The organism is Vibrio gallicus, assembly GCF_024346875.1.
Classification (GTDB): Bacteria; Pseudomonadota; Gammaproteobacteria; order Enterobacterales; family Vibrionaceae; genus Vibrio; species Vibrio gallicus.
This window is the reverse complement of sequence record NZ_AP024871.1, coordinates 407,409-432,730: the sequence shown is the minus strand read 5'-3', so window position 1 is coordinate 432,730 and position 25,322 is coordinate 407,409. Positions and strand designations below refer to the sequence as shown.

The 25,322-nt window shown below is 43.9% G+C and carries 22 protein-coding genes; 12 read left to right on the top strand and 10 right to left on the bottom strand.

From position 1 onward, the window contains the following. The first annotated feature begins 60 nt into the window (after nt 1-60). The 5 genes from bamD to yjjX all read left to right on the top strand — a co-directional run bounded on the left by bamD (nt 61) and on the right by yjjX (nt 4,737). A complete protein-coding gene (gene bamD / locus OCU28_RS02055; RefSeq protein WP_261816713.1) occupies nt 61-786 on the top strand; it encodes an outer membrane protein assembly factor BamD in 726 nt (241 codons plus the stop codon). Nucleotides 787-876: 90 nt separating this feature from the next. Continuing rightward, nucleotides 877-2,322, top strand: coding sequence for an MltF family protein (locus OCU28_RS02050; protein WP_261816712.1), 1,446 nt, complete (start codon nt 877-879; stop codon nt 2,320-2,322). A gap of 258 nt (nt 2,323-2,580) precedes the next feature. Continuing rightward, on the top strand, nt 2,581-2,916 hold the full coding sequence (hpf, locus tag OCU28_RS02045; RefSeq protein WP_261816711.1) for a ribosome hibernation-promoting factor, HPF/YfiA family: 336 nt from the start codon (nt 2,581-2,583) through the stop codon (nt 2,914-2,916). 123 nt (nt 2,917-3,039) lie between these two features. Next, on the top strand, nt 3,040-4,218 hold the full coding sequence (pheA, locus tag OCU28_RS02040; RefSeq protein ID WP_261816710.1) for a prephenate dehydratase: 1,179 nt from the start codon (nt 3,040-3,042) through the stop codon (nt 4,216-4,218). Between the two features lie 3 nt (nt 4,219-4,221). Further along, entirely contained in the window at nt 4,222-4,737 is a 516-nt protein-coding gene (gene yjjX, locus OCU28_RS02035; RefSeq protein WP_261817413.1) for an inosine/xanthosine triphosphatase, read from the top strand. Between the two features lie 36 nt (nt 4,738-4,773). Here the strand turns inward: yjjX and trpR are convergent, their stop codons facing one another. Further along, nucleotides 4,774-5,067, bottom strand: coding sequence for a trp operon repressor (gene trpR / locus OCU28_RS02030; RefSeq protein WP_261816709.1), 294 nt, complete (start codon nt 5,065-5,067; stop codon nt 4,774-4,776). A 27-nt stretch (nt 5,068-5,094) separates the two neighbouring features. Further along, a complete protein-coding gene (gene sltY, locus OCU28_RS02025; RefSeq protein ID WP_261816708.1) occupies nt 5,095-7,017 on the bottom strand; it encodes a murein transglycosylase in 1,923 nt (640 codons plus the stop codon). Nucleotides 7,018-7,251: 234 nt separating this feature from the next. Between sltY and ettA the strand changes: the two genes are divergently transcribed. Further along, nucleotides 7,252-8,919, top strand: coding sequence for an energy-dependent translational throttle protein EttA (gene ettA / locus OCU28_RS02020; RefSeq protein ID WP_261816707.1), 1,668 nt, complete (start codon nt 7,252-7,254; stop codon nt 8,917-8,919). Nucleotides 8,920-8,975: 56 nt separating this feature from the next. Here ettA and tyrA read toward each other — a convergent pair whose 3' ends face one another. Then, on the bottom strand, nt 8,976-10,106 hold the full coding sequence (gene tyrA / locus OCU28_RS02015) for a bifunctional chorismate mutase/prephenate dehydrogenase (protein WP_261816706.1): 1,131 nt from the start codon (nt 10,104-10,106) through the stop codon (nt 8,976-8,978). A gap of 15 nt (nt 10,107-10,121) precedes the next feature. Further along, complete coding sequence (locus OCU28_RS02010; protein ID WP_261816705.1) at nt 10,122-11,192, bottom strand: 3-deoxy-7-phosphoheptulonate synthase; 1,071 nt, start codon at nt 11,190-11,192, stop codon at nt 10,122-10,124. Nucleotides 11,193-11,415: 223 nt separating this feature from the next. Between OCU28_RS02010 and OCU28_RS02005 the strand changes: the two genes are divergently transcribed. Next, nucleotides 11,416-13,086 (top strand): sensor histidine kinase, encoded by a 1,671-nt coding sequence (locus tag OCU28_RS02005; RefSeq protein ID WP_261816704.1) that lies wholly within the window; start codon nt 11,416-11,418, stop codon nt 13,084-13,086. After that, entirely contained in the window at nt 13,083-13,817 is a 735-nt protein-coding gene (btsR, locus tag OCU28_RS02000; RefSeq protein WP_261816703.1) for a two-component system response regulator BtsR, read from the top strand. Before OCU28_RS02005 ends, btsR begins: the two co-directional genes overlap by 4 nt. Nucleotides 13,818-13,832: 15 nt before the next feature. Here btsR and nagZ read toward each other — a convergent pair whose 3' ends face one another. Further along, nucleotides 13,833-14,819, bottom strand: coding sequence for a beta-N-acetylhexosaminidase (nagZ, locus tag OCU28_RS01995; RefSeq protein WP_261816702.1), 987 nt, complete (start codon nt 14,817-14,819; stop codon nt 13,833-13,835). 121 nt (nt 14,820-14,940) lie between these two features. Here nagZ and OCU28_RS01990 point away from each other — a divergent pair, with 121 nt between their 5' ends. From OCU28_RS01990 to OCU28_RS01980, 3 genes are all read left to right on the top strand, one after another. After that, nucleotides 14,941-16,050, top strand: coding sequence for an anhydro-N-acetylmuramic acid kinase (locus OCU28_RS01990; protein WP_261816701.1), 1,110 nt, complete (start codon nt 14,941-14,943; stop codon nt 16,048-16,050). A gap of 8 nt (nt 16,051-16,058) precedes the next feature. Next, entirely contained in the window at nt 16,059-16,958 is a 900-nt protein-coding gene (gene murQ, locus OCU28_RS01985; RefSeq protein WP_261816700.1) for an N-acetylmuramic acid 6-phosphate etherase, read from the top strand. A 265-nt stretch (nt 16,959-17,223) separates the two neighbouring features. Continuing rightward, complete coding sequence (locus OCU28_RS01980; protein WP_261816699.1) at nt 17,224-18,750, top strand: hypothetical protein; 1,527 nt, start codon at nt 17,224-17,226, stop codon at nt 18,748-18,750. 86 nt (nt 18,751-18,836) lie between these two features. Here the strand turns inward: OCU28_RS01980 and OCU28_RS01975 are convergent, their stop codons facing one another. Next, nucleotides 18,837-19,184: a DUF2799 domain-containing protein gene (locus tag OCU28_RS01975; RefSeq protein ID WP_261816698.1), complete on the bottom strand. Its 348-nt coding sequence runs from the start codon at nt 19,182-19,184 to the stop codon at nt 18,837-18,839. A 216-nt stretch (nt 19,185-19,400) separates the two neighbouring features. Between OCU28_RS01975 and OCU28_RS01970 the strand changes: the two genes are divergently transcribed. Beyond that, nucleotides 19,401-20,888, top strand: coding sequence for a carbon starvation CstA family protein (locus OCU28_RS01970; RefSeq protein ID WP_261816697.1), 1,488 nt, complete (start codon nt 19,401-19,403; stop codon nt 20,886-20,888). Between the two features lie 88 nt (nt 20,889-20,976). On the opposite strand, the gene ispH is transcribed toward OCU28_RS01970, so the two are convergent. The 4 genes from ispH to secD form a co-directional block, all read right to left on the bottom strand. Then, nucleotides 20,977-21,921 (bottom strand): 4-hydroxy-3-methylbut-2-enyl diphosphate reductase, encoded by a 945-nt coding sequence (ispH, locus tag OCU28_RS01965; RefSeq protein ID WP_261817412.1) that lies wholly within the window; start codon nt 21,919-21,921, stop codon nt 20,977-20,979. Between the two features lie 74 nt (nt 21,922-21,995). After that, nucleotides 21,996-22,427 (bottom strand): FKBP-type peptidyl-prolyl cis-trans isomerase, encoded by a 432-nt coding sequence (fkpB, locus tag OCU28_RS01960; RefSeq protein ID WP_261816696.1) that lies wholly within the window; start codon nt 22,425-22,427, stop codon nt 21,996-21,998. Nucleotides 22,428-22,504: 77 nt separating this feature from the next. Then, nucleotides 22,505-23,452, bottom strand: a complete 948-nt coding sequence (gene secF / locus OCU28_RS01955; protein WP_261816695.1) for a protein translocase subunit SecF — start codon at nt 23,450-23,452, stop codon at nt 22,505-22,507. Nucleotides 23,453-23,466: 14 nt separating this feature from the next. Further along, nucleotides 23,467-25,320 carry a protein translocase subunit SecD gene (secD, locus tag OCU28_RS01950; protein ID WP_261816694.1) on the bottom strand — a complete coding sequence of 618 codons (1,854 nt, stop codon included), beginning with the start codon at nt 25,318-25,320 and terminating at the stop codon, nt 23,467-23,469. Nucleotides 25,321-25,322 lie beyond the last annotated feature (2 nt).

Here is a 25,322-nt window from a genome sequence, read left to right as displayed (position 1 = left end):
TAGCTGATTGTAACGTTCACACAACAAATAAAATTATCTAGCATGGCTTCTGGTTATAAAATGAAACACCTACCCGCACTCGGATTGCTATCAGTTTTGCTGTTAGCAGGCTGTAGTAGTAGTGATGAAATCGTACCTGATGTACCGCCATCACAACTGTATGCTGACGCGCAAACTTCTCTTAGAGAAGGTGGCTGGACTTCCGCAATTGAAAAATTGGAAGCTCTAGACTCTCGCTACCCATTTGGTCCTTACTCGGAGCAAGTACAGCTAGATCTCATCTTTGCTTACTATAAAAATGATGAATTGCCTCTCGCATTAGCAACTATTGAGCGCTTTACACGCCTCAACCCAACCCATGATAAATCCGATTGGATACTATATATGCGTGGCTTGACCCATATGGCTCAAGACAGAAACTTTTTGCACGATGTATTTAATATCGATCGTTCAGATCGCGATCCTGAACCGGTTAAACTCGCCTTCTCAGACTTCAAGCGCCTACTACAACGCTATCCTGATAGCGCTTATGCTGAAGACTCCATGCAACGTATGATCTCCCTAAAGCATAGACTTGCCGAATACGATCTAGCTACTGCTGACTTTTACGTAAGACGCAAAGCTTGGATTGCGGCAATAAACCGCACTCAAGAGATTCAAAAGACCTACCCTGACACTGAAGCTGCTCGAAAGTCATTACGCCTCCAACTTATTGCTTATCAAGAACTAAACCTTGACGACGCTGTAGCGCGCACTGAAAAATTAATTGAGTTAAATCCGTTATAAGTGTTAAGTTTAAGAGACCGAATGTTAAATAATTAGCATTCGGTCGCAGACATGAAGTCTGCTTTTTCATTAACCTACAGGGACTGTAGTATGAAAAGTCTATTGATTTGGCTTATAGCTTTAAGCTCTTTCTCGGCTATAGGGCTTGAGCTTTCTCCATTGCAACGCAATACCTACAAAGGAGACCTAGATCAGTTAAAACAAAAAGGGGTGATTCGAGCCCTAGTGTCTGCTGATCTTGGTTTTTATTACGTTGAAGGTGGGCGCCCCAAAGGCATCATTGCTGAACAGTTGCATCACTTTGAAAATAACCTCAAAAAACATACCCCGTTAATGCGGATAAAGATCATCCCAGTCGGGCGTGATGATCTTCTACAGGCTCTTGAGAATGGGTTTGGTGATATTGCAGTCGCCAATCTTACTATCACCGAAAAACGCTCCAAGCTAGTTGACTTCAGTGACCCGATTCTGAAGGGTATCCAGGAGCTGTTTGTAACACATAAAGACTTCCCTAAAATCACACAGCTTGCAGACCTTGAAGGCCTTGAGGTTTGGATTAGAGCCAGTTCTAGCTACTTTGAGAGTATTCAAGCATTCAATCAACGCCTGTCCGATAAAGGACTCGCCCCAATGCGGGTCAATTTTATTCAAGAAGATTTGCAAGACATTGAACTGATTGAGATGGTCGACCAAGGCTACATTCGAGCAACCGTCATCGACAGCCACAAGACCAAATTATGGTCAAAGGTCATGAATAACATCCAAGTACATACCGAATTCCCAGTACGAGAAGATGGCAATATTGCTTGGGCACTACGTAAAAACAGCCCTCAATTAAAAAGCGAAGTGAATCGCTACCTTAAAAAAGCTAAGGGAGGTACCCTGCTCGGCAACGTCATCTATGGCAAATATATAGATAACACTCGATGGCTTAATCGCGCCCTGAATCCTAAAAAAATGGCAAAGCTTAGTAGCCTTTCTAAAATCTTTGAGCGATATGGTGAGCAGTACGATATCGACTGGGTGATGTTATCTGCGCAAGCTTTCCAAGAATCAGGCTTAGATAATAGTAAGGTGTCACACCGAGGTGCAGTAGGCATAATGCAGGTGCTACCTGCTACTGCAAAAGACCCTTATATCAATATCCCTAATATTCAGCCGGTAGAAAATAACATTCATGCTGGGACCAAATATCTGCGTTTCATCCACGACCGTTACTTCAATGACCCGGATATTGAAGAGAACGACAAGGTTTATTTTAGCCTTGCCTCATACAATGCAGGTCCTGCAAAAATTCGGAGAATGCGCTCACTTGCGCGCAAGCATGGCTATGACCCCAATATCTGGTTTAACAATGTAGAGATCATTGCTCGTCGTAATATAGGACGTGAACCGGTGCAGTATGTCGCCAATATCAACCGCTATTACGTTATCTATAAACAGCTTGGGCTCATTCAAGATGAGCGTATCGAAAACAATATTACCGGAGAGGCAAACATCGAACCTGTGCAATTGATATTTGAGACAAATAAGTAGGATTATTATTCATTAAGGCAGGGTTATGCAGACGCGCTAAAACACTAAAAATTGATGATTTTCAGCGTCTCTTCCCTTTCAAAATTGCCACCAAATCAAAGGGCTTGCAAGCAATTTTTTACAAACATTGGTATAGAGTCACAAACCCTATCACAGAAGGTATTTGACCCCAATCAGTGTGATCTTGATCGTATTATTTCATGATAAAAATCGTATTCTAGATACATCCCACAAGGGTTTCTACAGAGGAAAGAGCTTATGCAAATGAACATTACCGGAAAAAACATTGAGATTACCTCTGCTATCCGTGCGCATATCGAAGCTAAATTTAAAAAGCTAGAAAAATGGCAAGTAGATATTATTGGTTGCCAAGCTAGCTTCCAAGAAGAGCCAAATAAAAATAAAAGATTTGAAGCTGTCATTACCGTTCCTAAGGGACAGCTGGTTGCCTCTTCTGTACATGAAGATCTTTATATTGCAGTAAATGAAGTAGAACAAAAGCTTGAGCGTCAGCTAAATAAATTACGTCATAAACCCGAAGCTCGACGTGCTGCGCCTGTAGAGATTGCTACGCCAGAGGAAGATCCGGTCTAGTTTATCGCATTTCTAATCAACATATGAACAACAGCGCCTAAAGGCGCTGTTTTTGCTTGACCGTAAAACTCGCCTTGCTTATTGTGAGATAAAACCTTCGGCGTCTCATTAAAGGAAGCAATAATGGCACATCCCCCTATTTCTCTGGAAGAAATACGAATTAAGCTCAACGCACTCGATGATCAACTACTGAGCCTGCTCTCAGAACGCCGAGCCCTCAGCCTTGAGGTAGCAAAAAGTAAAGTCGAAACCTCAAAGCCTGTTCGAGATGCTAAAAGAGAACAACAACTGCTGGTTAAGCTCATTCGAAATGGTCAAGACAAATACCAACTCGATGCACAATACATCACCAAGGTATTCCATACCATTATCGAAGATTCTGTGCTGCTGCAACAATCGTATCTACAAAATCTGGTTAATCCCGCTTTACAACGCAAGCCTTTGGCTCGTGTCGCCTTCTTAGGCTCAAAAGGCTCTTACTCTCATCTTGCCAGTCGTGACTACTTTAGCCGACGCAATACAGACCTTATTGAGCTCAACTGCGATGGCTTTAAAGAGATTATAAAAACCGTTGAATCAGGGCACGCTGACTATGGAATGCTACCCATAGAAAATACCAGTTCAGGCTCAATCAATGAGGTATATGACCTTTTACAGCACACTACCTTATATATTGTTGGTGAGCTTGCTCAGCCAATTGAACACTGCCTTGTTGCAACCTCTGAAATTCGATTGGAGCAGATTAAAACCCTCTACTCTCATCCGCAGCCCCACCAACAGTGCAGTGATTTCTTGAGTCGACTTGATGGGGTTAAACTTGAAACCTGCGTCAGTACTGCTGATGCAATGCGTAAGGTCAAAGAGTTAGATAGACCTGATGTTGCAGCAATTGGCAATGCCATCAGTGGTAAGCTTTACGGGTTACAAACTATTCAGCAAAATATTGCCAATCAAACCGAAAACCACACCCGTTTTATCGTAGTTGCCAGAAAACCCGTCAGTGTTTCCACTCAAATTCCTGCTAAGACAACCTTGATTATGTCAACCTCTCAAGAGGCTGGCTCATTGGTAGAAACATTGTTGGTGCTGCAACGCTATGGCATCAATATTACCAAACTAGAATCACGACCTATTATCGGCAATCCGTGGGAAGAAATGTTCTATATGGATCTAGAAACAAACCTAGATTCTGAGTGTACCCAAAAGGCAATTAATGAGCTGCAAACCATTACCCGCTACCTTAAGGTGCTAGGCTGTTACCCCAGCGAAAACATCAAAGCCACTCAGGTTAAAATGCCTTAAATGATGAAAAAAGTAATTGTTGCCTCATTAAACCCGGCCAAAATTAATGCGGTAAAAAGCGCATTCTCTGAGGTATTTCCAGAGCGTCTATTTAGCTTCGAGGGAGTTAGTGTTGCCAGCGAGGTACCCGATCAGCCAATGTCAGATATCCAGACTAAGCAAGGTGCTCTAAATCGAGTTCATAATGCAAAAGCGCAAGTTAAAGATGCTGATTTTTATGTTGGCCTTGAGGCCGGAATTGAAAACAACGCCACTTTTGCGTGGATGATTATCGAATCGATGGCCACTCGCGGTGAATCACGCTCATCGAGCCTGATGCTCCCACCAAAGGTAATCCAACGAATAGAAAGCGGTGAAGAGTTAGGTGATGCTATGGATTTTGTTTATGGCACGAGTAATATCAAACAAAAAGGTGGGGCGATTGGTATCCTTACCGATAATCGTTTGAGTCGCAGTAGCGTGTATCATCAAGCTCTGATTCTCGCTCTCATCCCGTTTATTAACCCTGATTCTTTCTAAATCTCTATAACAAAGGCGCTCAACGGAGCGCCTTTGTTATTTATTCAGCTGCAACAGATCTGACAGTATCTTGATCTCCTCTTTTGAACGAGCTTTTAACTCATTATTACCTCGAGTCACCGTTGCTATCCCTACCCCAAGATCTTGACTAATCTGGCGCTGGGAGCACTGCTGATTCAAAAGCATATCCAATATCTTAGCTCGAGTCGCCAACGCTTCGCGCTCATCAGCCGTCAGCATGATAGACAACAACGTCTGTTGATGCCCATCAGCGACCGCTTTTTCAATCATCTGCAGAACCTTGTTCCATTCTTGATCTGGCACGTTCAACTTCTTATCTAACCTGTCTTAATCCTATTAATACTTCATTTCAGACTCTAAGTCAGATAAAAAGGTACCTTTTTTATCAAGAATATCTCGATAATAAACCTCAAACATCAATATATTCTGTATATAACCTCGGGTTTCCTTAAATGGGATAGCCTCAATAAAGGAGTACGCATCCAGTTTGCCTCCGGTACGCTCACGCCATTGTGAGATGCGATTCGGCCCTGCGTTATATGCTCCAAAAGCAAAGATTCGGTTGCCATTATAGTCTTCCATCAGGCTCGATAAATATCGACTTCCAACCTCAATATTTTTCTCCACAGTGAAAAGATCATTAGCTCCTTGGTAATCAAGGTCGTACACTTTTGCGGTATGAGAGGCCGTTTTCGGCATAATTTGCATTAAACCACGCGCTCCAACAGGAGACTGCGCGTCCGCATCCAGACCACTCTCTTGACGTGCAAGGGAGATTAACGTGACCGGATTCACATCGTATTTCTTGGCATAGAAATTGAACCACCACTGATGAGCTAGTGGGAAACGCAGGTCTAGATGATCCCACATTTTCGCTTCTATGGTCGCGATAACAGTTAGGTGGTGCCAATGTTTCTTAGCCGCGTATTGAGCTAATGCGCGCTGCTGATCATGGGTAGCACGGGATAATAACCAGCGCCACTCATGCTTAGCTGCACTAATTTTATCCACCGCAATTAGCTCCTTAATTCGAGCTAGACTAGAGCTAAATTGCGTTATCGAGGCCGCTTTGTCCACAATAACAGACGACTGATACTGTACCGGAACATTTAAATAATCTGCCGCCGCTATACTATAGAAATTACGATGCCCGAGCAGTTCCTGCATGCGAGCCTTACCTTGCTCTACCTCGCCTTGAGCCAATTCTGTGCGAGCTAACCAGTACTGCCAGCGCTTTGAGTTACGATCTTTTTGTGGCAGGCGCTCGATCCATATGGCAAGGCCATGCCAATCTTGATGCTGTATCGCTAACCTTGCTCGGCGCTCTAGCCAAGTCTTATTATGGCTGTGAAGTAACGTATCATCTCGCCATTTCGCCAATGTTTCGTCATCGGTATTGATCAGGCTATAAGCAATATAATCCGCAACCTGTTGCTTCTCTTGGGCAGTGTATTTTTGAGCCTTGGCAACTGGGTCTAGCAAGTTAATCGCTAATTGTGGTTCCCTTTCAGCATAGGTTAATTGCCTCAATGCAGACATACTCACCTTTTTGTTGTACTCGGTCGCAGCTTGACTCTGCGCATAGTTTTTTAGGTGTGAACGACTTTTATACAGTTGATATATTGCCATTGCATTCTGAGACGCATCATCTGACTTCGGTAAATCTTTGAGGTAATTTATCAAGCCGCCGTTTCGAGCAGAAAATGCTAACTGCATACGTTGCAAAACCAGTTCATCACTGCGCATACCTGCCTTGTTCCACACCTCAAATAGCGGGTCACACTCTTTGGCTATACTGCTGCCGTTCAGCCACAATTCATTTGCTCCCTGAAACGCTCGCTGGGTCTCTCCTAGCTTATATTTAGAAAAGTAAAAACTACATTGGTAGCTTTGCATGCGAGGCTTGGTTGTTTGAAAGTGATAGAAGCCATCCCAGTTTTGATTCTCTACCAATGCATCTAGGTACTCACCTCGAATTGTTTGTGAGAACGGATATTGATGATGCTGTTTAATATATTGCTCTACCTCTTTAGGTGTTCTGTGCGCTATATCTAGTAAAAACATACGATAGTCTAGATAAGGTGTTAACGGGTAATCATCCAGTTGTTTACGCACCGCTGTAAACTGTTCAATCTGATGTTGAGTAATCAATAACTGTGCCTGTTCATAGGTTTCTCTTTGCTGCTCTAGGGTCATCGCTGACACTGATAGCGACGCTATTCCTAGACCAAGGCCAAGCCATTTTATTATTGCTGCCATAACACTCCCAAAAGCAAAGAAAATTCCAACATTTAAGGCTAAGGGTTTTGGTTTTTCCGTTTCCCCTGCATTAATCAATAATACGCAACAAATCATGACAAATGTAAGAAGCCTGCAAACTTATAATATAAGTTTGTTAAAGCATGTATTTTAAAGGCCGGTGACGTAACAAAATCGATTCTAATAGTATAAAATAGAGCCTTATATCTTTATAAGACACAGGATCAAAAGGCAATGGCTGAATACGTCTATACCATGTCTCGGGTGAGCAAAGTTGTGCCGCCAAAACGTCAAATCCTAAAAGACATCTCTTTAAGCTTTTTTCCAGGGGCGAAGATTGGTGTTTTAGGCCTCAATGGCGCTGGTAAATCTACGCTACTACGCATTATGGCAGGTATCGATACCGACATTGATGGCGAAGCACGCCCACAACCAGGGCTCAAAGTTGGTTATCTTCCACAAGAACCCGTTCTAGATGAGTCTAAAACCGTACGTGAAATCGTAGAAGAGGCGGTTTCTGATGTTGCTGGTGCAATGAAACGTCTCGACGAAGTCTATGCTGCGTATGCAGAACCTGACGCAGATTTCGATGCGCTAGCAAAAGAACAGGGTGAACTTGAAGGCCTTATTCAAGCAAAAGACGGACATAACCTTGAGAACTCACTTGAACGCGCTGCTGATGCACTTCGCCTGCCTGAGTGGGATCAGAAAATTGAACACCTATCTGGTGGTGAGCGTCGTCGCGTAGCTATCTGTCGTCTACTGCTTGAGAAGCCAGATATGCTGCTTCTTGATGAGCCTACTAACCACTTGGATGCGGAGTCTGTCGCTTGGCTAGAACGCTTCCTTGTTGACTATACAGGTACCGTTGTGGCAATTACCCACGACCGTTACTTCCTAGATAACGCAGCTGGCTGGATTCTAGAACTTGACCGTGGTGAAGGTATCCCATGGGAAGGTAACTATACCTCTTGGCTTGAGCAAAAAGATGCTCGCCTACAGCAAGAAGCCTCTCAAGAGAGTGCTCGTCAAAAGACTATCGAGAAAGAGCTTGAGTGGGTTCGTCAAAACCCTAAAGGCCGTCAATCTAAGTCTAAAGCTCGTATGGCTCGCTTTGAAGAACTGCAAAGCGGCGATCGTCAAAAGCGTAACGAAACCAACGAATTGTTCATCCCACCAGGTGAGCGTCTTGGTGACAAAGTTATCGAGGTTAAGAACCTGACTAAATCTTTTGATGGCCGAGTTCTTATCGACGACCTGTCATTTAGCATGCCTAAGGGTGCTATCGTCGGTATTATCGGTGCCAATGGTGCAGGTAAATCAACTCTATTCAAGATGCTAAGCAGCACAGAACAGCCTGATTCAGGTAGTGTTGAAATGGGTGATACGGTTAAACTGGCTTCTGTTGACCAGTTCCGTGACAGCATGGATGACACTAAAACTGTCTTCCAAGAGATCTCAGAAGGCGCTGATATCATCAAGATCAACAACTTTGAAATTCCAGCTCGTGCTTACTGCTCGCGCTTTAACTTCAAAGGCTCAGATCAGCAGAAAGTGATCGGCCAGCTTTCTGGCGGTGAGCGTAACCGTGTTCACCTAGCTAAGCTTCTTAAAACTGGCGGCAACGTATTGCTTCTCGATGAGCCAACCAATGACCTTGACGTAGAAACCCTGCGTGCGCTAGAAGAAGCTCTACTTGAGTTCCCAGGCTGCGCAATGGTTATCTCGCATGACCGTTGGTTCCTAGACCGTATCGCAACTCACATCATCGATTACCGTGATGAGGGACAGGTTAACTTCTACGAAGGTAACTACAACGAATATATGGAATGGCTGAAGAAAACCCTTGGTCCTGAAGCGGCTGAACCACACCGTATTAAGTACAAACGCGTGTCTAAGTAATTAGACTTATCTAATAAAAAAGGTCGCATAATGCGACCTTTTTTTAAGATATAAACCTAGCCTTCTCGCTGTATTGCATCGTTGGCTTGTTTGAGTAGCTTTTGGCTCTCTGTCATGAACAATTTTGAATAGTCTCCAAACCAATTGGATACCCCATTAAATTGCTCAACGAAAGACGCTTTATCGTGATTATCGAGTAATGATATAGCCTCACCAAAACGCTGATGGAAGCGCTTAATCATCGCAATATTCTGCTCTGAAGAGAGAATAATATCACCATATAAGTCAGGGTCTTGAGCAAACAAGCGCCCTACCATTGCCAACTCTAGTCGATAAATCGGTGAGCTTAACTTCATCAAGGTATCTATATCTGGGTTTTCTTGACTCAGATGTAACCCATAAGCAAATGACGTAAAGTGGCGCAACGCTTGAATTAGGGTCATACCATTATCATGCTCCTGGGCATCCATAGGACAAAGGCTCGCCCCCCAGATAGCAAACTGCTCAAGCAGCCATTGATAATGCTCAGCACCTCGTCCCTCACAGTGCACAATAACTTGCTTGGCAAGGCTTGGAACATCAGGACCAAACATTGGGTGTAACCCAACAACTGGACCTTTATGTACCTGCATCATCGCAGTTAAGGGGGCGTGCTTAATTGAAGTAAGGTCGCATAAAATACAATCCTCAGGAAGGTGTGATAGTGTTTCAATCACCCCCTGAGTAAGATTGATTGGCACACTCACGACAACTAAGCCTGCATTGGCAAATATTGCTTCAGATTGTTCCCAATCTTGGCGGCCAATCACCTTTACATTGTAACCGGAAAGATTAAACATCTTATGGAACAAGCCACCAAGCTGTCCTCGCCCACCGATAATAACGACATCCTTCAAATTAGGATTAAGGCACTTAAACCCTGAATCATTTTCACTGGCGTAGGATTCACGCATAGTACGGCGCAAAATATCTTCTATAAGCTGCGGTGGAATGCCTCGCTTTTCCGCTTCAGCGCGACGAGAAGCAAGCATTGCAGCCTCTCGATCTGGGGCATAGATAGGCAAACCATGTTCACTTTTTACTTCCCCGACCTTTTCCACTAGCGCTAAACGTTGCTCCAATAGATCAAGCATTTGCTTATCTACATGATCTATCTCATCACGTAATTGCAGAAGTTCCTTTGCCATACTTTACTCTAATGCCTACTTCAAACGATCTTGTAAAAAGGGTACCAGTTCTTGGTGCGCTTTTGTTAATAATTCCTCGGTACTTTCCCAATTGATACACGCATCTGTAATCGAGATACCGTAAGCCATTTCGCTTAGTGGAATATCGGAGCTCTGGTTACCTTCATTGATATTACTTTCAATCATTAGACCTATGATAGATTTATTGCCTTCACGAATTTGCTGAATGGCATCTGCTGCAACCAATGGCTGACGGCGATAATCCTTACGTGAGTTTGCATGGCTACAATCGATCATTAGTGATGCTTCAAGTCCAGACTTAGCTAACTCTTCTTCACATTCACGTACAGATACAGAATCATAATTGGTTTGTTTACCACCACGTAAAATCACATGCCCATCGGGGTTGCCTTTGGTGGTAAGAAGTGCCACCTGACCTTCACGGTTGATACCAATAAAACGATGGCTTGAAGAAGCCGCTTGCATTGCATTGATTGCGGTAGAAAGGCTGCCATCAGTACCATTTTTAAAACCAACTGGCATTGACAAACCACTTGCCATTTCACGGTGAGTTTGTGATTCAGTAGTACGAGCACCAATCGCAGACCAACTAAAGGTATCAGCTACATATTGTGGGCTGATTGGATCCAGCGCTTCAGTAGCTAAAGGAATCCCCATCTCCGCAAGCTCAACTAGCAGTGTTCGAGCGGTATGCAAGCCGTGCTCAATATCAAAGCTTCCATCAAGATGTGGGTCATTGATAAGACCTTTCCAACCTACGGTTGTGCGTGGTTTTTCAAAGTATACGCGCATCACTAAATACAATTGATCGCCAACAACCTCAGATAAAGCTTTAAGTCGCTCAGCGTACTCTTTTGCAGCTTCTACATCGTGGATTGAACATGGACCACAAACAACTAGCAAACGATGGTCTTTTTTCTTGATGATATCGGCAATTGTTTGACGAGAAGATTGAATAAACTGACGTGCTGTTTCGCTCAACGGCAACTTCTGTTTCAGTTCTTCAGGGGTGATCATAATCTGTTCATCAGTGATATGAATATTACTAAGTTCGCTACGTTGCATAATTCCGCCGTAAAAAATATTGTACAGGTGTTGTTAACTCTATGCATACAAGATACCAAGCTTAATATTTAAAGCAAGCATTTTGTACACATTTAACTACATTGCATGTAAACAATAACTTACACCCAGCTTGCTTCAATGTAAGTTATTGAAGATAAACCATTTTAGATATGCCATTCTAAACGTGTAAACTTAACGCTATATCTTCCCCCTAAGAAATAGTATGGAACTGATCCTCTCTTTATTACAGCAAATGTGTGTTTACTTAATGGTGGCGTATACCTTGAGTAAGACTCCCCTTGTCATTCCGGTGCTCAACATGTCTAAGCGCAGTAGCCATAAATTTATCTGCTACGTAATGTTTTCACTATTTTGTATTTTAGGAACCTACTTTGGGTTGCAGATCAATGATGCCATTGCCAACACTCGCGCCATTGGCGCTGTATTAGGGGGAATATTTGGCGGGCCATTGGTCGGATTTGCGGTGGGTTTAACTGGTGGACTGCATCGATATAGCATGGGGGGATTTACTGACTTGGCCTGCGCCATATCAACCACAGCAGAAGGCGTCATCGGAGGTCTTGTGCACCTTTATATGATAAAGAAAAATCGCCGTGAGCAACTGTTTAGCCCTACGTTAATATTTTTTGTTACCTTGGGGGCGGAGGTTGTACAAATGTGCATCATATTGATGGTAGCTAAGCCCTTCTATCAAGCCCAAGTTTTGGTTGAATCCATTGCCACACCAATGATTCTCGCCAACTCTCTGGGGGCGGCATTTTTTATCAGCATACTGCAAGACCGCAAAGCCATACTTGAAGAGTATTCAGCGGCCTACTCTCGGCGAGCCCTTAAAATTGCAGAGCGCTCTGTTGGGATTTTTACGGAAGGGTTAAACCCCACTAGTGCCCAAAAGATTGCCTCTATCATTCATCAAGAAACCAATGTTGGCGCAGTTGCTATTACTGATAAAGAGAAGATATTAGCATTTGTAGGCATTGGCTCAGATCACCATAAACCCAATACCGAGATATCATCGGCTTACACGCACGCCTCAATCAATGAACATCGTATTATCTATCTAGACGGCAAAGAACACCCATATCAATGCTCTATAGATAGCGAATGTAAACTAGGCTCAGCTTTGGTTATTCCTTTGCATGCGGATGAAAAAGTAATCGGAACTATTAAGTTATATGAACCGCGACGTAAGCTGTTCTCTTCTATCAATATGGCAATGGCTGAAGGGATTGCTCAGCTACTCTCTAGCCAGATCTTAAACGGCGATTATCAACAGAAAAAAATACTGCTGTCACAAGCTGAGATAAAATTACTACACGCACAGGTCAATCCGCATTTTCTGTTCAATGCATTAAATACCATTAGTGCAGTAATTCGTCGCGATCCAGACAATGCACGCCGCTTAATCCAGCATCTTTCACAGTTCTTTAGAGGGAATCTGAAGCAGAACACTGAATTTGTTACCCTTAAACAAGAGATTGAACATGTTAAATCCTATCTCACAATAGAAAAGGCTCGCTTTGCCGACCGTTTGGATGTAGATATCGATATTGACCCTCGCTACCTAGCAACTCATATCCCAAGCTTTACTCTGCAACCACTAGTAGAAAACGCAGTCAAACATGGCGTGTCCAATCTATTTGAAAAAGGAATAATCCGTATCTACGGTGAAGTAACAAATGACGGTTACCAGATCACAGTCGAAGATAACGCAGGCTTATTTCAGCCTGAGCAAAGAGATAAATCGGGTTTAGGTATGCAGATCGTAACTAAACGCCTTACTAACTATTTTGGCCAGCAGTCTGAGTTAGAGATAGCCTGCGAAGCCAATCAATATACTAGGATGAGTTTTCTGCTCCCCACTAATCTATGAGCACACAAAAACTAACCGCAATTGTCATTGATGACGAGCCTCTTGCTCGCGAAGAATTGATTGAATTATTGACTCAAACCGAGCGTGTTCAGGTCGTTGACCAAGCAACTAATGCAATCCAAGGATTACAGAAGATCAATGCCCTTAAGCCCGATATCGTCTTTTTAGATATCGAAATGCCTCAGGTTTCAGGGATTGAACTGCTGAGTATGCTCGACCCTGACACCATGCCAGCGGTTGTGTTTGTCACCGCTTATGACCAGTATGCTCTGCAAGCATTTGAAGATAACGCCTTTGATTATCTTCTCAAGCCCGTCGATTATGCCCGTTTAGATAAAACCGTATGCCGCTTAGCTAAACGATTTAACCAACACCAACCCACTACCGATTTTTCAGCTATCACACCAGAACTTGAGCACGTACCTTGTATTGGGCACAACCGCATTATGCTAGTGCCTATCAATGAAATAGAAGTCGCTTTTAGTGACATTAGTGGCGTTACTATTCAGACCACAAATAATACTGCAACCAGTCAATTGACCTTGAAGATTCTTGAACAGAAAACTCACCTTGTGCGCTGCCATAGGCAATACCTAATCAACCTTAAAACCATTAAAGAGATTAAGCTCCTTGAGCAAGGACTTGCAGAGATAATCACTCAAGGAGGCCATAGTGCACCGGTCAGTCGACGTTACCTTAAACTACTTAAAGAACGCCTTGGGTTTAACTAATATAGTACCGTTGCTTTAGCTAGATTCGAGTCGAACCAATGCCTCTGATGCCTGCTTCCATTTAGCAGAAGCACGCAGCTGTGAAAGGTTAAAGCTATGTGTTTTCTCAAGCAACTTAGCATTAAATACCTGCGTAACCTCAAGGCTATCAAGTATCTCGACAGCGCCGTTACGATTATTACACATCAACACCATATCACAGCCAGCTTGCAATGATTGTTGCGCACGAGACGCCGCTCCCCCCATAACTCCCGCACCTTCCATATTGAGGTCATCAGAAAAAACCAACCCTTGAAAGTTCAACTGTTGACGCAGAACCTGCTTTAACCAATATTCAGAACCACTAGCAGGTTGTGAGTCGTAATGAGGGTAAATAACGTGTGCAGGCATCATGGCGTCTAATAAACCACTATCGATCTGACTTTTAAATATCGCCATGTCTTGCTCAAAGATTGAGGTTCTTTCATCAATTGGGGTCTCTTTGTGAGAGTCAGCAAGCACACCACCATGTCCAGGGAAGTGTTTACCTGTGGTTGCCATCCCCGCCTCTTTCATGCCTTTCATATAGGCACTGCTATACCTAATCACTGTATCTTGATCTTCACCAAAAGCTCGCGATCCGATAGCAAGGCAGTCATGGCCGGCATCCAGTACTGGAGCAAAACTCAGATCAATATCATGGGCAATGATCTCTGCCGCCATAAGCCATCCTGCTTGCTGCGCTAGTTGTAGACCATTTTTATGCTTAGCAAACTCTTGCGCAGGAGGAATGCGAGTAAAGCCATCTCGAAAACGTTGCACTCGCCCACCTTCTTGGTCAACCCCAATAAGGATTGGGCGCTTAGCTGCTTTTCGAATTGATTTAGTCAAAGCTAACAGCTGCTGATTATCATGGAAGTTACGAGTAAATAAGATCACACCACCTACAGATGGATGTTGGAGTATCTCTTTTTCTTCAGCATCAATTTCAAAACTCTCTACATCAAGCCATAACGGGCCCATATCAACTCCTTAAATATCATTAATAATCGCAACTCAAATAAGGAATAAGCTCAGCTGAGTAGCATTAGCAGGGTATTCAGTTTATTGTTATTTGACAATCACTTGGCAAATTATATTCGACATGAAAGAAAAATATATCGGTATCATGTCAGGAACAAGTCTGGATGGCGTAGACCTTGCTTTAGCAAGCTTTGAAAACGGCAACACTCAGTGCCTGGCAACCTTTGAATACCCCATTCCGTGGGAATTAAAACAAAAGACCCTTGCTGTCTGTCAAGGGCAAGCAACAACGTTAGCTGAAATTGGTGAATTAAATCAAAGATTTGCTCGTTTATATAGCGAGGCGACTATCGCTTTCCTAACTCAACATTCTATCGAGCGTGAATCCATTACCGCTATCGGATGCCACGGGCAAACCGTCTTTCATCAACCAACAGGTCCCTTCCCTTTTACGACTCAAATTGGGGACCCTAACTATATCGCTATTCACACTGGTATAAAGGTGGTGGCAGACTTTAGAAGCAAAGACATTGCTCTTGGGGGGCAAGGTGCACCGTTAGTCCCTGCCTACCATCAAACCCTTTTTAGTCGTGAACACTCAACCAAGGTAGTATTAAATATTGGAGGCATCGCCAATATTTCCGTACTCAAACCCGATACAAGCGTACTGGGTTATGATACTGGCCCCGGAAACATGTTAATGGATGCGTGGATACACCGCCATCAGGCAAAACCTTATGATAAGCAAGGTAAACTAGCGCAACAAGGAAGCGTGAATAGCGGCTTATTAGAACAGCTAATGACCGATCCTTTCTTGGGGCAAGCATACCCAAAAAGCACCGGTAGAGAGCACTACAACCTAGCGTGGTTGGATACACAGCTGCAAAACTTCTCAGATATTAGTGTTGCAGATGTACAAGCAACCTTACTGGAATTCACTGCGCGCAGCATAAGTGAACAATGCCAATATCATGCGCATGGAAACAATAACCAACTCATGATCTGCGGTGGTGGGGCTAATAATCCAGCTTTAGTATCTCGCATTAAACAGCTTGTTCCCACTTGGCAAGTCACCGATACCGACGCCCATGGAATCAGCAGTGATTATATGGAAGCCTTAGCATTTGCATGGCTTGCTCATCGCCGGATTCATCAACTGCCAAGCAACCTTCCACAAGTCACCGGCGCACGAGAAAAAACCTCTCTCGGTGTTATTTATCTACCCAATTAGGAGTCTTCATGTCCAATCACTTAATCGACGCGCTAGCAAAACTTGTTTCCGAAGATCGCAATCCAAATACAATGGATCTCGATACGCTTTCTAGTCTTGAGATAGTTGAGAAGATGAACCAAGCCGATAAAGAGGTGCCTCTTGCTATTGAAAAGGCGTTACCCCAAATAGCCAACGCAGTAGATGCAATTGCGATGGCATTTAAACAAGGTGGCAGGCTGATATATATTGGTGCCGGAACCAGTGGCCGCCTTGGAGTACTTGACGCATCAGAGTGTCCTCCAACCTTTAGCGTCGATAAAAACCAAGTTATTGGCATGATAGCTGGCGGAAAAGCAGCCATGTTTGAGGCTCAAGAAGGCGCTGAAGATAGCCTAGTATTGGCTGAGAAAGACTTAGCATCTATTGGGTTGGCAGCTGTCGATGTTGTGGTCGGCATCGCTGCAAGTGGCCGAACTCCATACGTTATTGGCGCATTAGAATATGCTAATAATATAGGTGCAACCAGCGTCTCGCTTTCATGTAACCCTGACTCTCCCATTGCCAACAGGGCGACGATAGCTATCTCGCCTATCGTAGGCCCAGAAGTACTCACTGGCTCAACTCGCCTCAAGGCGGGTACCGCTCAGAAATTGGTTTTAAATATGCTTTCTACTGCAAGTATGGTGAAAACAGGTAAGGCCTACCAAAACCTAATGGTAGATGTAAAACCAAGCAATGAGAAATTGGTGGCACGCGCCATTCGGATCGTCATGCAGGCGACAGAGTGTGATAGAGAACAAGCAGAAAAAAGGCTAAGGCAGGCAGATATGAAGGTAAAACTGGCTATCATGATGCAGTTAACAGGATCTGGCAAAGCACAAGCCACAGCTCTTTTAGAGCATCAAAACGGCTTTATACGCCAATAAACCCTAAAACAATCATTTAAAATACATCATTAAACACCTGACATTGTTCGCTCAATGTCAGGATAGGTTGGTTTTATGTAAATTCGCGTAGATAAATAACTTCTCATATTTGCCTATTGCTTGAATTGAGTCACAAAAATATAATTTAAGCAACAAATAAGTATCAAAGGCAATTGACTTTTCATATTGAAGTTAACGGTTTTTTTAGACCCTTAACTCAATATTCAAAGTCAGTGCCTTATCGATTCGTAAATGAAGAGGTTCTATGCAATTTAATACATCAAAACTGGCTTTAGCTGCCCTAATTTCAAGTGTAGTTGCACTTGGCGGTTGTCACGATTCACATCATAGCGATAACGCTCCTGTTGCAGTAAAAGCACCAGAAGATGGTGAGTTAGCAAACATAAAGCTAACTAAAGAAGAGCAAGTTCGTAAAGAGCAGTTGATGCTAATTGCTGGTCTAGATGCTTCATTAGCAACCACTTATGCGAAAGATAAACAAGCGACTCAAGACATTCTTGATGCTGCAAGAAAACAGCAAGGCCCTAAAATTAGAACTGCATTCCCTGGTGTTGCAGCTCAACAAATTCCTTATGCGCTACAAGCGGACCTATCAGCTATCCAGCACGCTATGGGGTGGCCTGATTTCGATGAAACATTAACTGCGGTTAAAGGCTTCATGCAAGAGATCTCTAGTTCTAAGCCTAATCACGTATACAACCTTGGAGCAGACTTCCCAACGACTAAGGTTCTAGATTCAAGTGTATATGATTGGAATGAACTAGAAACTCAATTACATTACATCGTAGTACACCTTGATACACCAATTGTAGACAATACTGGTACTGCAGAAACTATCCGTCAAATGTTAGCTGGCGATGGTAAAGATAAGCAAGGCTACTATGCTGGCGACCTTAACGCCTCTATTGCAGCTATTCCTCCAATGCCAAAAGCTTCTGATGTAACCGCTTCAACTGGCGACCTTAAATCTCAACTAAAAGCTAAATTTTATCTTGATGACCAAGACATAAAGCTAGTACTAGAGAAAGCTAGTAAAGATGCTAAGGTTGCGGCAAACCTCAAAGCAATGCTAGCCAAAAACAATAATGACCTTATCTTCCACGGTACTAACCCTGCAGAGTTTGAATTTGTATCTCCAGCAACCAATGCAACACCAGGCTATGTACAAGACAACTGGACACCACAGCTAGAAGCACGCTTCAAGCGTATATTTGGTCAGGTTATGTTCCTATATAACACCCCTGAATTTGCACAGCAGTTCGATAATGGCAACAACGTTGCAATGCTGGATAAAGCAACTCAAGGTAAGCCAGGTCCATTTAATACACCGATGCCAAATAGCTTTGCGCAGTTAAAAGCGGATTCCCTAGTCACCACCGAAGCCCACAAACTGAAAGTTGTGCTTTCTGGCAGTAAGACTGGCTTTGACTATGGTATGGCAGCGGCTAAAGGCTCTTCTCAGAAAGTGGTAATGACGGTTGAAGAAGACTCACTACTGCACGCTGGATTTGGTCAGGTGCCACTAGTAGCGCACGAATTTAGTCACACTTGGGGTTATGCTCACGATCCTGTAAATGAGACCATGCTAAAACCAAACAACATCCCGTACTACATTCAGTTCATCATGGGTTATAACCAAGACCTAACTAAACTATGTGGCAATAGCGCACAATGCCACGCTAACAGTAAATCAGATGTTGGTGCACCTACCCTAACTTGGGGTAATGCAAACAGTATCCAAGTTGAATACTTTGGCTTTAACACCTTCTAATCGAAGCGAATTTACATTGAGCTAAATTAATCAATAGCAATTAAAAGGCCAGTAGTACTATTACTACTGGCCTTTGTTATTTTGAATTAGTTACGCTCGTTCCAGCCGCGCTGCCATTCCATACGAAATTTTTGCGCATCTTCCCTACCTTCACACGCACCTTCATAGTAGTGACCGGTAAGCCCCATCTGATAGGCGAAGTTAGGATTACAATACTCAGCAACTCCTCTGCTATAGCCTTGCTCATAAGCTCCGATATTGGCCTCTCCTAGCTCTTTTAATCGAGAGTAGGTTCTCGGCAGACTACCTTTAACACCATCTCGATAACCGATAGCATTCCAGTCTCCCTTCGCAATGAGGTCAGTCTCACTACTGGCACACCCGATTAGCATTGCGGCACTTATTACCAATATCCCTAGATTTAGCGACTTCATGAGCACTCCATTGCAATAATTTTGATTAGCTTAACATAATTACACCTAGTACAAGTGCGGTACAAACGCCTTAAAAAACCACTCAAATCAACATCTCGACCGCTTAGTATAGTATCCGACCGCTGACCCCGATAGGGAAGGTATTCATTGCCAAGGCTTCATATTATGTAATGAATAAATTTGCTAATTAAATCCAAACACTAAGAGAATATAATTATGTTGTGGTTTTTAACTTGTGTTGCGGCACTTATAGCCGGTTACTTCATCTACGGCGCTATCGTAGAAAAGATTTTCGGGATCAACGAAAAACGTAAAACGCCGGCTCATACTAAACAAGATGGTGTCGACTATGTACCTATGTCGACCAAAAAAGTGTATCTGGTTCAGTTGCTAAATATTGCTGGCGTTGGCCCAATCTTTGGCCCAATCATGGGGGCACTTTACGGCCCTGCTGCTATGTTGTGGATTGTTCTAGGCTGTGTATTCGCTGGTGCTGTTCACGATTACTTCTCTGGTATGCTTTCAGTACGTAATGGCGGCGCTTCGGTTCCCACCCTTGCTGGGCGCTACTTAGGCAATGGCGCAAAACACTTTATGAATATCTTTGCCATTGTTCTATTGCTACTGGTTGGTGTGGTGTTTGTTTCAGCTCCTGCCGGCATGATTACCAATCTCATCAATGACCAGACTGATTTCACGGTGACTATGACCACTATGGTTGGCATTATCTTCGCCTACTACATCATTGCCACTATCGTACCGGTTGATAAAATCATTGGCCGTTTCTACCCACTGTTTGGTGCGCTACTGATTTTTATGTCCGTAGGTCTAATCTCAGCGGTTGCTATCTCTGACTCTCACAGCGTTATGGGCAACTTTGAGGTCAGCGATATGTTCAGCAACATGAACCCGAACGACCTTCCACTTTGGCCGGCACTATTTATCACCATTGCATGTGGCGCTATATCAGGCTTCCACGCAACTCAGTCACCACTCATGGCGCGCTGCATAGAAAATGAGAACAATGGCCGCTTTGTATTCTACGGCGCTATGATAGGTGAAGGTATTATCGCTCTTATCTGGTGTGCTCTAGCGCTTTCGTTCTTCGGCTCTGTTGATGCGTTATCTGATGTTATCGCAAACGGTGGTCCGGGTAAGGTTGTGTATGACTCTTCATTTGGCCTGCTAGGTGTAACTGGTGGTATCATTGCCTTCCTAGGTGTTGTGATTCTACCTATCACCTCTGGTGACACAGCATTCCGCTCAAGCCGTTTGATCTTGGCTGAATATTTCAACCTAGACCAGAAATCAATACGTAATCGTCTAATGATGGCCGCTCCACTGTTTATTCTCGGTGGCATCCTAACTCAAGTAGACTTCGGTATTATCTGGCGCTACTTCGGATTTGCAAACCAAACAACCGCGGTAATGATGTTGTGGACCGCATCGGCTTATCTGCTACGTCACAATAAATTCCACTGGATCACAACCGTACCAGCAATGTTTATGACTACGGTATGTATCACCTTCATCTTAAATAACGCAAGCCTTGGCTTTGGTTTGGATATGCAGGTATCGACCATCATAGGTATCATCACTATGTTACTTATCACTGCAAGCGTTATAAAGAAGTCAGCGGGCAAAGGGGAACGCGAACTCCCTGGGGACAAACAACAGACTAAGCCAGCAACTGATATCGCTTAGCCGCTATTAACTATTGAGAAAAAAGGCTTCCCGAGGGAAGCCTTTTTATTGATTGTAGGTAAACCACCACTTAGTTTTACTAAGCTATTTACACTTGTTTGATCTGTAACTCTCTTGGCACTTCGAAGAACATATTCTCTTCTCGACCTAAGATTTCATTAACAGTCGCACCATCAGTCAGCTCTTTAACTCTGTCTAAAATAGTGTTTACTAATTCTTCTGGCGCTGAAGCACCTGCGGTCATGCCAATTTTTTTGCACCCTTTCAACCAGTTTGCATCAATATCTTCTGGGCAATCCGTTAGATAGGCAGGCGTGCCAAGCTTTTCAGCTAACTCTTTGAGACGAGTAGAGTTGGAGGAGTTCTTCGAACCTACCACTACCATAACCTCTACCTGACTGGCTAAGGTACGCACTGCATCTTGACGATTCTGTGTGGCATAGCAGATGTCATCTTTGCGCGGCCCTTGGATATCAGGAAACACCTCACGCAACTTATCTATTACACCTGCAGTTTCATCAACGGAGAGCGTAGTTTGGCTGACATAATGTAAATTAGATGGGTCTTTAACCGCTAACTGGTCAACATCATTCGGGGTTTCAACTAGGTACATACCACCATCATCGCTGGCGTATTGCCCCATAGTTCCTTCCACCTCTGGGTGTCCCGCATGACCAATAAGTACCACTTCGATATGCTTGCGACTCGCACGCGCTACCTCCATGTGCACTTTAGTTACAAGAGGGCATGTGGCATCAAACACGGTAAGGTCTCGTTTTTTTGCCTCATTGCGCACCGCCTGAGAAACACCATGAGCGGAAAATATAACAATATTGTCATCTGGCACTTCAGATAACTCTTCAACAAATACCGCACCACGACGCTTAAGGCCTTCAACCACGAAGCGGTTGTGCACCACTTCATGTCTAACATAAATAGGTGGCTGATACATCTCTAAGGCACGTTCAACGATACTGATAGCGCGATCCACCCCAGCACAAAAGCCTCTTGGGTTGGCTAGAAGAATTTCCATGGTCATTTTATTATTACCCAAATGCAAAACTGCTCACATTCTAGCGGTAACTGAGTGTTTAACTCAAGTATTTGCTATTCGACCCCAACAATTTCAACCTCAAACACAACATCACGCCCAGCTAAAGGGTGATTGAAATCAACGGTCACAGAATCCCCTGCAATCTCAGTAATTATCCCTGGGATCTCAACGCCGTCTGGGCCACTAAACGCCATCACAGTTCCAACCTCTACCTGAGTATCTCCGACAAACTTGGCGCGCTCCATATAATGAATATTATCTGGATTTGACAGACCAAATGCATCTGACGCGGCTAAAGAAATAGAACGTTTCTGTCCCTTACTCATACCAATTAAGTGGGTTTCAAAGTTATCACTCAGGCTACCATCACCAATAATAAGTTTGGCAGGCTTCCCCATTTGATAGGTACTATCTGCGACTGAACCATCTTCTAGCTTAATTGCAAAGTGCAGTGTCACTGCACTATTTTGGGTAATTGTAGGCACAATATCATCCTTCCAATAAAAAAACGGCCGACACCATGTCGACCGTTTTATTAGACTACTTGATTCAACGTTTGCCCTTAAGGCATTTCATCAAATTCTGCGCCTTCCTTCTCAACTTTTGGTGGCATCAAGTGCTCACGAGAAACACCAAGTTTCAGAGCTAGGTTTGATGCAACATAGATAGAGGAGTAAGTACCAACAGTAATACCAAGCAATAATGCTAAAGCAAAGCCATGGATGTTTGCACCACCCTTAGTAAACAGAGCTATTACCACAAACAATGTTGTACCAGAGGTAATCAAGGTACGGCTTAGGGTTTGAGTAATAGCACCATTGATAATCTCAACCGAACCGCCTTTACGGATCTTACGGAAGTTCTCACGAATCCGGTCGAATACTACTATGGTATCGTTGAGTGAGTAACCCACCACTGTCAGCAAGGCTGCAACTATGGTTAGATCCACCTCAATCTGTAGTATTGAGAAAATACCTAGGGTAATAATAACATCGTGCGCCAAGGCCAATACCGCCCCAGCAGCTAGACGCCATTCAAAGCGTACCGATACATAGAGCAAGATACAGATAAGCGATACGATAATCGCAAGGCCGCCCGCTTCTGCTAGTTCATCTCCGACATTCGGTCCAACAAACTCAACACGACGCATTTCTACGCTTTCACCAGTGCCTTGTTCTAAAGCTTCGATAATCTGGCTGCCAAGTTGTTCACCCTGCAGGTTATCTCTAGGACGTAGACGTACCATTACTTCGCGAGCAGAACCGAAGTTTTGTACTGTTGCGTCACCAAACCCTTTTTGGTCAAGTGCACCACGGATCTCTTCTAGATTAGCTGGATTTTCAAACCCAACCTCAATCAGAGTACCGCCGGTAAAATCTAGACCCCAGTTCAACCAATTAGTTGATAGGGTGAAGATTGACGCAACAATCATTAATACTGACAACACAACCGCGCCTTTCGACCAGCGCATAAAGTCGATCGCTTTGTCAGCTCTCATTAGTTGAAACATGCTAATACCTTCAATTAGATCGACAGTTTAGAGATGCGTTTACCGCCATACAGCAGATTAACCACACAACGTGTACCAATAATGGCAGTGAACATTGAGGTCAAGATACCGATAGACAGAGTTACCGCAAAGCCTTTAATCGCACCAGTACCAACCGCAAATAGGATAATGGCGGTTAATAGGGTGGTGATGTTGGCATCGGCAATGGTACTGAATGCATTCGCATAACCTTGGTGAATCGCTTGCTGAGGATTACGTCCATCACGCAGCTCTTCACGGATACGCTCAAATATCAATACGTTAGCATCCACCGCCATACCGACTGTCAATACAATACCGGCAATGCCTGGTAGGGTCATAGTGGCCCCAGGAATCATAGACATAACGCCTATGATCAACACTAGGTTAGCCATTAGAGCCATGTTGGCAATGAAACCAAACTTACGGTAATAAAACAGTGTAAATAGCATTACCGCAACTAGGCCCCAAACACACGCTTGAATACCTTTATCGATGTTTTGTTGCCCCATAGATGGACCTATGGTGCGCTCTTCTACGATAGAGATAGGAGCGATAAGAGCACCGGCTCGCAATAATAGTGCTAGGTTGTGTGCTTCAGCTGATGAGTCAATACCTGTAATACGGAAGCTACGACCAAGAGCAGACTGAATCGTCGCTTGGTTGATCACTTCTTCGTGCTTACTTAGGATGACTTTACCTTCCGGCGTACGCTTACCACTGTCTTTGTACTCAGCAAAAACAGTCGCCATTAGCTTACCAATATTCTTTCTAGAGAAGGCTCCCATCTTGCTTCCACCTTCGCTATCTAGCGAGATGTTAACCTGTGGACGACCGTACTCATCGGCACTTGAACTTGCATCCGTGATGCTAGAACCGCCAAGAATAACGCGTTTTTTAAGTACAACAGGACGTCCATTACGGTCTGTTTTAACTTCACTTCCGGCAGGAACACGACCACTTGCAGCCGCAGCTATATCAGCCTGCATGTCCACTTCTCGGAACTCAAGGGTAGCCGTTGCACCAAGAATCTCTTTAGCGCGAGCAGTATCTTGAACACCGGGAAGCTCAACCACAATACGGCTTGCACCTTGACGTTGAACAAGCGGCTCTGCAACACCTAATTCATTCACACGGTTACGAAGGATTGTAATATTCTGCTCTACGGCATAATTACGAACCTCAGTTAGACGGGCTTCATTAAATTTGGCAGTTAGCGTAAAGCGACCATTGGCATCTGAATCCGTAAATACAGTGTCGGCATGCTTAGATCTAAGCAATTGCTTTGCTTGGTCAAGCTGAGCGGCATCACGTAAGATAACCTCAACAGAGTCTTTATTGGCGCGAATAGAGCGGTAACGAATACGCTCTTCACGCAGTTCACTGCGGAAGGCTTCTTCTTGTTGACCGATCAATTTTTGCATTGCTGCGTCCATATCCACTTCCATTAAGAAGTGCACACCACCACGCAAATCCAGGCCAAGTTTCATTGGCGCAGCGCCAATACTTTCTAGCCAGTTTGGTGTTGATGCGGCTAAGTTCAGCGCAACAATCAGATTAGGGCCTACCGCTTCGCTGATAACGTCTCGAGCACTAATCTGAGTATCAGTGTCGCCAAAACGTACCAAGATAGAGCCATTCTCTAAAGCGATAGATTTATGTGATAGGTTCTCTTTTTCAAGAGCTTGGGTGACAGTATCCATGGTTGCCATATCAACAGAGGCACCACGTGCCCCTGTAATTTGAATGGCTGGATCTTCACCGTACAGGTTTGGAAGTGCGTACAGGGCCGCGACCAAGATGGCCAAAAGTACCATCAAATACTTCCATAACGGATAACGGTTTAACACAG